Source organism: Amycolatopsis kentuckyensis (assembly GCF_002155975.1).
GTDB lineage: Bacteria > Actinomycetota > Actinomycetes > Mycobacteriales > Pseudonocardiaceae > Amycolatopsis > Amycolatopsis kentuckyensis.
Genome location: NZ_MUMI01000361.1, coordinates 1 through 6,560, shown reverse-complemented (window position 1 = coordinate 6,560; position 6,560 = coordinate 1). Strand labels below are relative to the sequence as shown.

The window sequence follows — 6,560 nt, the reverse complement described above, 5'->3', positions numbered from 1 at the left end:
CGGTTCCGCCCGTGCCGCCGGTCTCGCCGGGCTTGTCCCCACCGCCGGTGCGGCCGGGGTCGAAGCCGGTGGTGGAGGTGCGGTCGTCGCTGCCCGGATCACCGCCGGGGTGCTCCGGGAGCCACTTGCTGCGATCGGTGGGCTCGACGCGCCCGGGCGTGCCCGGCGTCTCGACGGCGATGGCGGCACCATCGGACTCGAGGACGCCGTAGTCGGTGGGCAGCGCGGCCCGGGTGCTGTTGGTGGCGCTGCTGTACTGGTCCATCACGCGGACGTTGGTTTCGTTGGCCGCGTTGTAGCGCGCCACGCCCTCTTGGTAGTTGTCGATGTCGTCCTTGGCCATGAACGGCCCGGCGATCGGGATGGCGGCCTTGAGGCCGGTGGTCCAGGGGTTCGGTTTGTCGGGCTTCGGGGGAACTTCGACGACCGCGCTGCCGGAGTCTTCGAAGACCGCGGCCTGCATGTCCACGGACGCCCTCGTCGCGTCCAGTGGTGCCGAACTGTCGTAGAACGCCTTCTCCATCGGGCCCGCTCCGGCGTTGGCCGCGTCGGCGGCGTCACCGGACCAGGAGTCCACCATGCGCGACTGCAGCGCCTTGATGCTCGCTCCGCGTTCCGCGTAGGCGTCGGACAACTCCTTGACGATCGTCGCCATCCGCTGCAGGCCGGCCGTGTCCCCCTGCTTGAAGTTGTCGTAGATCTGCTTGCCATCCACTCGTCATGCCCCCTTGAGTGTCTTGATGATGCCGGCCGCCACTTGGGCGGCCGCCGCGCAGGAGTCGTCCTTGCCCTGGTAACCCTGGGCTTGGACGTCGACCAGCAAGTCGTCGGCGATGCCGACACCGAGACCGCACGTACCGCTCGAGCGTTCGTCGCTCAGGTCGTAGTAGATCGCCGGGTAGCCCTCGACCTCCGGAGCGGGCTCCAGGAACCGGATGACCTTCCGATCCCGGTAAGCGGCGTAGATGCCGGCCAGCCCACCCGCACCGCGGTCGCGGTTGGCGGTGGCGAGGATGACCGACACCCCGATGCCTTCCCCGCGGAGCCGCCACGCGCACGACGGACCGGCCGTCGCCGCGTCGCCGCCGGAGGCGCGGGCCTCACCGGGGCCGGTGTACTTCAAGGATGCAAGCACATCCTTCGGCACCGCATCACACATGTTCGCGACGTACTTGCTCGCGTCGAGCGGCGCCGGGACCTTCGGGACATCGGGATCAGCCGCAGGCGCGCTGGTCGCCGCCGAATCGGATGGCGACGGGGATGCGGTGCCTCCGGTGCTCGTGGTGCACGAGGTCGCGACGCCCGCCGAGACGACCAGCGAGACGGCGAGGGCGATGAGTTTGCTTTGCACGAGGTGAGTTCGCCTATGCCTTGAAGGTGCCCGACAGGTCCTGGTCCGTGACCACGGTCTTCGACTGCGCTTCCTTGAGCTTCTTGACGTACTCCTGCGCGTACTTGCGCATCGAGTCGTTCTGCTTGCGGAGCGCGATCACCGAATCGGTGCTGGTCGAGGAGTAGCTGTCGCTCGCCGGGTCTCGGCCGGGCGCCGCCCCGCCGCTCTCGGCGGCGAGGTCGCGGATCTTCTCGCCGTCCTGGACGATCTTGTCCAGCAGGTCTTCCCACTGGCCGATCACCGCGGAGAGCTCTTCGGGGTCCATTTTGAACTGGCCGCCCTTGCCCCCGCCGCCGTACACGCGGCCCGGCGTGTCGAAGACGTCGCCCCACAGCGCTCTCGCCGCCGCCCCGGCCTCACCGATGATCACCGCGCACCTTCCCCTCAGTTCACCCACCGTGATGGGGCAAACCTTAGCCAACCGTCTCACTTCGTGTCAGCGAATCGCCGCAACGTTCAGACGGTCGGGCGGCCGGAGCGGTTCCCTGCACTCCGGGTCACAGTACGTACGTACGGATTGCGAGATGCCGGTCCGCGGTGCCAGGATTTCAGGATGCCACGCGTAAGCCAGGATCACCTCGACGCACGCCGGCGCCAGATCCTCGACGGCTCGCGCGTCTGCTTCGCGCGCTACGGCTACGAAGGTGCCACAGTCCGGCGCCTCGAGGAAGCCACCGGCCTCTCGCGCGGGGCCATCTTCCACCACTTCCGCGACAAGGAGTCGCTCTTCCTCGCCCTCGCCGAGGACGATGCCCTCCGGATGGCCGACGTCGTCGCCGAACAGGGCCTCGTGCAGGTCATGCGGGACCTGCTGGCCGGCGGTGACCACCCGGCCGACTGGCTCGGGACGCGCCTCGAGGTGAGCAGGCGGCTGCGCACCGACCCGGAATTCCGCGCCCGCTGGGCCGAGCGGTCCGAGCAGCTCACCACCGCCACCCGGCTGCGCCTGCTGCGCCAGCGCGAGGCCGGGAACCTGCGGGACGACGTCGACGTCGACGTCCTCACCGCCTTCCTCGAACTCGTCCTCGAAGGACTCGTCTCGCACCTGGCCATGGGCCTGCCCGCCGCCGGGCTCGGCCCGGTGCTCGACCTCGTCGAGGAAACGGTGCGCCGGCACCGCCCGAGCCGCGGATGAGCGCCGCGACACACCGGTCACGCCAGCGGACCGCGCCGGGGACACGTTAAGATTGTGCCCATATCCGCAGTACACGCCGATTTCCCGCTAGGAGTGACCGTTTCGTGCGCGCAGCGCAGTCACCCGGTGACAGTACCGGGCCGGGTGACCGACCCGGCTGGCCGATAGGTTCATCCCCCGCCGCCGAGGCGGGTGCGGAATGATCCAGATCCTTCTCGCCGTCTCCGGCGTGCTCCTGTTCGTGCTGCTGACGATCGGCACCGGGCTCGCCGTCGCGGCCGAGTTCTCGCTGACCGCGCTCGAACGCAGCACCGTCGAGGCCAACGTCCGCCAGGTCGGCGACCGCCGTGCGCTGACCGTCCAGAAGGCCCACCGGACGCTCTCGTTCCAGCTCTCCGGCGCCCAGGTCGCGATCACGCTCACCACGCTGATCACCGGGTACCTGGCCGAGCCGCTGATCGGCGAGCTCGTCCGGCCGCTGCTGACCGCCGTCGGGCTGCCGGCCGGGTTCGCCGGGGGCGCGTCGATCGTGCTCGCCCTGGTCCTGGCCACGTCGCTGTCGATGATCCTCGGCGAGATGGTGCCGAAGAACCTCGCGATCGCCCGGCCGCTGCCGACCGCGCGCGCGGTCGCCGGCTACCACTCGCGGTTCTCCTCGCTGTTCCGCTGGCTCATCACGCTGATGAACAACAGCGCGAACTTCCTCGTGCGCAAGTTCGGCGTCGAGCCGCAGGAAGAGCTGCGGTCCGCGCGCTCGCCGCAGGAACTGGGCTCGATCGTGCGGTCCAGCGCCGAAAGCGGCACCCTCGACACGTCCACCGCCGAGCTGCTCGACCGCTCGCTGCGCTTCGGCGAGCGCACCGCGGAAGAGCTGATGACCCCGCGCGTGCAGCTCGAATCGCTCGCCGTCGACGACACGGTGGAAGACCTCATCGAGATCTCCCGCCGCACCGGCTTCTCGCGGTTCCCGGTGCACGCCGAGGACCTCGACGACGTCCGCGGCGCCGTGCACGTCAAGCAGGCCTTCGCCGTGCCCGCGGCGGACCGGGCCGCCGTGCCGATCGGGTCGGTCATGCGGCCGGTCCCGACCGTGCCGGAGTCCCTGCCCGGGGACGACCTGCTGCTGCGCCTGCGCGACTCCCGCTTCCAGCTGGCCATCGTCGTCGACGAGTACGGCGGCACGGCCGGGCTGGTGACCCTGGAGGACGTCGTCGAGGAGATCATCGGCGACGTCCGCGACGAGCACGACGAACGCGAAGCACCGGCGTCCCAGCAGGTCGGCGCGGACAGCTGGCTGGTGTCCGGGCAGCTGCGCGCCGACGAGGTCACGAGTGTCACCGGGTTCCGGATGCCGGACGGCGACTACGAGACCATCGCCGGGCTGATCCTCGAACGGCTGGGCAAGATCCCCGCCGAGGGTGACGCCACCGAGGTCGACGACTGGCTGCTCACGGTGACCACGATGGACAAGCGCCGGATCGCCGAGGTCGAGGTCGCCCCGGTCCGCACGGCCCCGGAAGCGGAGGTGGCCTCGTGACCGACTGGCTGAACATCGCCCTGGTCGTGGTCCTGCTGCTGGCCAACGCCTTCTTCGTCGGCGCGGAGTTCACGCTGATTTCCTCGCGGCGCGACAGGCTCGAGGCGCTGCTGGAACAGGGCAAGACGCGCGCGCGGATCGTCATCAACGCGAGCAAGCACGTCTCGCTGATGCTCGCCGGCGCGCAGCTGGGCATCACCATCTGCTCGCTGCTGCTCGGCCGCGTCGGCGAGCCGGCGATCGCGCACCGGCTGTCGGCGGCGTTCGACGTGCTCGGCCTGCCCCAGGTGCTGCTGCACCCGATCTCGTTCGCCATCGCGCTGGCGTTCATCACCGTGGCGCACGTGCTGATCGGCGAGATGGTGCCGAAGAACCTCGCCATCGCCGAGCCCGAGCGGCTCGCGCTGTGGCTGGTGCCGGTGCACGTCGCGTGGGTCAAGCTGGCCAACCCGTTCATCTGGCTGCTGAACTTCGTGGCCAACTCGATCCTGCGCGCGTTCCGCGTCGAGCCGAAGGACGAGCTGGAGACGGCCTACACGTCCGACGAGCTGGCCGAGCTGCTCAGCGAGTCGCGCCGCGAAGGCCTGCTCGACCAGTCCGAGCACCAGCGGCTGGCCCAGACGCTGTCGTCGGTGCAGAAGACGGTCGCCGACGTGCTGGTGCCCACCGCCGAGCTGACCACGCTCCCCTGCGGGCCGACCGTCGGCGACGTCGAGCGGGCGGTGTCGTCCACCGGGTTCTCGCGGTTCCCGGTGTGCACCGACGACGGGCGGCTGACCGGCTACATCCACGTGAAGGACATCCTCGACCTGGCCGGGCAGGACCCGGGCACGACGGTGCCGGACTCGAAGACGCGCGCGCTGACCGAGCTGAGCGCCGACGCCCGGCTCGACGTCGCGCTCTCGGCCATGCGCAAGGAGCGCAGCCACCTCGCGCGGGCGCTGGACGCGAACGGGAACGCCGTCGGGGTCGTGGCGCTGGAAGACCTCGTCGAGGAGTACGTGGGCACGGTGCGCGACGGCACCCACGTGGGCGCATGAGGGGTGTCGAGGTGCTCGCCGAGCCGGACTGGCTGGCCCGGGAGGCGGCGCACGTCTCGCGGATGCGCCGGTGGACCGGCCCGCACCAGGAGCGGCGCTCGCGCGGCGAGAAGCACCCGGTGCTGGACTTCCTGTTCACGTACTACTCGTACCGGCCGTCCCACCTCGAGCGGTGGCAGCCCGGGCCCGGCGTCGCGCTCGCCGGGCCCGCGGCGCGGCGCTTCCTGGACCGCAAGGGGTACGTCGAAACGCCCGACGGCGTGGTGCTGGACCCCGCCGGGTTCGGTGCGGGCAAGGTGCGGACGGCCGAGTTCGTCCTCGGCCTGCTGGCCGCGACCGCGTCCCGCGCGCCCCGGCTGAGCTGCTTCGGCCTGCACGAGTGGGCGATGGTGTACCGCGAGCCCGCCGATTCGGTGCGGCACGACCAGGTGCCGCTGCGGCTGGGCTCGGCGGGCACCGACGCGGTCGTGGAGTCCCTCGACATCCGCTGCGGGCACTTCGACGCGTTCCGCTTCTTCACGGACTCCGCGCGGCCGTTGAACGGGCTGACGCCGTCGCGGGAGACGCAGATCGCACTCGAGCAGCCGGGGTGCCTGCACGCGAACATGGATCTGTTCAAATGGGCGTACAAGCTCGACCCGTTCGTGCCCGCGGAGCTCGTGGCGGACTGTTTCGAGCTGGCGGCCGAGATCCGGACGCTGGACATGCGGGCGAGCCCGTACGACCTGGCGGAGCTGGGCTACCCGCCGGTGCGGATCGAGACGGCGGCGGGCCGCGCCGAGTACGCCAGGGCCCAAGGGGAGTTCGCCCGCCGGGCGGCGCCGCTGCGTCATCGCCTGATTGCGCACTGCCATCGCCTGGTCAGCGCAGCACCCTGAGCACGGCCCACTGTGAGTCAGATTATTCTCTCTCCGATACTCACCTGTTAGGGTGATAACGGTTTGGTTGCATAGCAGCGCGTGCTTGACATGCGCTCACCCCGAAAGGATGACGGATGGGGCGACACTACCGGGACGAGGAGCCGGTGCCGCACCCTCAGGACCGCACGCCACGCGTGCCCGCCGAGGGCCGCAACGAGGCTTCCGGCGCCTTCCGCACCCCCGGGCGCAGCTCCATCTCGGACGCCTTCGGCATCGCCCGCGTCCCGGGCGAGTCGTCGGGTTCGGTCTTCTTCACGGAAGGGGCGGAGGCGCCCGGCTTCCCGCCCGAGGCCGACGCCCCGGCCGGACGGCGGGGAGAGGCTTCGGGCGCGTACCCGGCCGCTCGCCGTGGCGAGGCTTCGGGTTCCTACCCGATCGCCGGCGCTCGGCGCGGCGAAGCTTCGGGTTCCTATCCGGTCGCGGGCCGGGGCGAATCCACCGTGACCCGCGCCCCGCGCCGGGGTGAGGCTTCGGGCCCGTACCCGGTGGCCGGCGGCGACTCCACCGTGACGCACGCGCCTCGCCGCGGCGAGGC

General features: G+C 70.9%; 6 protein-coding genes and 2 pseudogenes. 5 read left to right on the top strand and 3 right to left on the bottom strand.

The features are described from left to right. The 3 genes and pseudogenes from CCN39_RS31305 to CCN39_RS31295 all read right to left on the bottom strand — a co-directional run. Positions 1–715, bottom strand: a pseudogene (locus CCN39_RS31305) (hypothetical protein); the annotation flags it as partial. Positions 716–718: 3 nt separating this feature from the next. Next, positions 719–1,351: a DUF3558 domain-containing protein gene (locus tag CCN39_RS31300; protein WP_086848111.1), complete on the bottom strand. Its 633-nt coding sequence runs from the start codon at positions 1,349–1,351 to the stop codon at positions 719–721. Positions 1,352–1,364: 13 nt separating this feature from the next. Then, complete coding sequence (locus CCN39_RS31295; protein WP_086848110.1) at positions 1,365–1,763, bottom strand: hypothetical protein; 399 nt, start codon at positions 1,761–1,763, stop codon at positions 1,365–1,367. 183 nt (positions 1,764–1,946) lie between these two features. Between CCN39_RS31295 and CCN39_RS31290 the strand changes: the two genes are divergently transcribed. The 5 genes and pseudogenes from CCN39_RS31290 to CCN39_RS31270 form a co-directional block, all read left to right on the top strand. Then, entirely contained in the window at positions 1,947–2,528 is a 582-nt protein-coding gene (locus CCN39_RS31290; RefSeq protein WP_086848108.1) for a TetR/AcrR family transcriptional regulator, read from the top strand. A gap of 199 nt (positions 2,529–2,727) precedes the next feature. Further along, positions 2,728–4,065, top strand: coding sequence for a hemolysin family protein (locus CCN39_RS31285; RefSeq protein ID WP_086848106.1), 1,338 nt, complete (start codon positions 2,728–2,730; stop codon positions 4,063–4,065). Beyond that, positions 4,062–5,105: a hemolysin family protein gene (locus CCN39_RS31280; protein WP_086848104.1), complete on the top strand. Its 1,044-nt coding sequence runs from the start codon at positions 4,062–4,064 to the stop codon at positions 5,103–5,105. Before CCN39_RS31285 ends, CCN39_RS31280 begins: the two co-directional genes overlap by 4 nt. Beyond that, on the top strand, positions 5,102–5,983 hold the full coding sequence (locus CCN39_RS31275; protein WP_086848102.1) for a 3-methyladenine DNA glycosylase: 882 nt from the start codon (positions 5,102–5,104) through the stop codon (positions 5,981–5,983). Before CCN39_RS31280 ends, CCN39_RS31275 begins: the two co-directional genes overlap by 4 nt. Before the next feature lie 116 nt (positions 5,984–6,099). Further along, positions 6,100–6,560 (top strand): annotated as a pseudogene (locus CCN39_RS31270) (hypothetical protein); the annotation flags it as partial.